This window comes from Pseudomonas lactucae, from assembly GCF_016937615.1.
In the GTDB taxonomy this organism is placed as follows: Bacteria; Pseudomonadota; Gammaproteobacteria; order Pseudomonadales; family Pseudomonadaceae; genus Aquipseudomonas; species Aquipseudomonas lactucae.
In genome coordinates this window covers 1-1,056 of the sequence record NZ_JAFHKI010000254.1, presented here as the reverse complement: position 1 = coordinate 1,056, position 1,056 = coordinate 1, and the positions used below count along the sequence as shown (strand labels likewise).

The following is a 1,056-nucleotide window of genomic DNA, read 5'->3' as shown; positions in this document are numbered from 1 at the left end:
TTCGACTTGCTCCCGATGGCCTCACCTCGGTCTAGCAGCCCTCACGCAATCCACTTGCGATCCCCGGTAAAACTGATCGTCAACCAACGCGCCGCATCCGGCGTGCCGAGCCCTGTGGATATCTCTTCACGCAATCGGTCCAGGGTTGCGACGTTGTCCACCGGGTAATCGGCCGGCAATACCACATGAATCTCGATAAACCGCGCCCTGCCGTGCTTTTGCACGTAGGACACGTAATCATCGAAACCATGCCTGGCCTGGACCGCTTCCATCACTTCACGCACGGTGTCATCCAAATGGTCCGGGGCAATGCCCAGCACCTCGCGCAACGCCGGGCGCAGGATCTTGAACGCCGGCGCCAGCATGCTCAGGGCCAGCAGGATCAGGATCAGCGGATCGACATACACCGCCCACTCGCCATAGCCCTGGGATTTGAGCAGCAGTGCGGCGAGAAAGCTGATCAGCAAGCCCACCGAGAGCATGGCGTCCACCAGCCAGCTGATATTGTCGAATTGGATCAACGACGATTTGAGCGTGCTATTGCGGTAACGCACATAGAAAAAGTAGGCGAACTCCACCACGGTAAATACCGCGGCGTAGATGATCACCAGGCCCAACTCGATCTCGCGCCCGCCATTAATGATGCCGAACACGCCGTTGAGAAACGCGTAGATCGCGATCAACAACAGGAAGCTGCCTTCGATCAGCAGCACCATGGGCTCCAGATGCCAATAACCGAATTGGAAACGCTCGTTGCTTTTCTTGGCAATCAGTTTGGCCGTGATCAGCATCAACACCTTGATGGCGGTGGCGATCAGCGAGAAAAAACCGTCGAACAAAATGGATTGGGCGCCGGATATCACACCGGTGACAATCCCGGCGATCGCGACTGCGAACATCAGGATGGTCGATTGTTTGAGCAGTGCCTGCTCACCTCGGTTACTCACATTTCCTCCCGTCAAAACCTTTAAACCGCTGGGTGCGGTGGGGTTTTCAGGGGTGGAGTGTACCTTATGACCTGTTTTGGCCGATCTGACGCCGTCGGGGGCAAGCCCC

Annotated in this window: 1 protein-coding gene; it reads right to left on the bottom strand. The window is 57.0% G+C overall.

The window, feature by feature from the left end; all coding sequences use genetic code 11:
• Window positions 1-41 precede the first annotated feature (41 nt).
• Window positions 42-947, bottom strand: a complete 906-nt coding sequence (locus JWR98_RS29080) for a cation diffusion facilitator family transporter (protein ID WP_078731338.1) — start codon at window positions 945-947, stop codon at window positions 42-44.
• Between the last annotated feature and the right edge of the window lie 109 nt (window positions 948-1,056).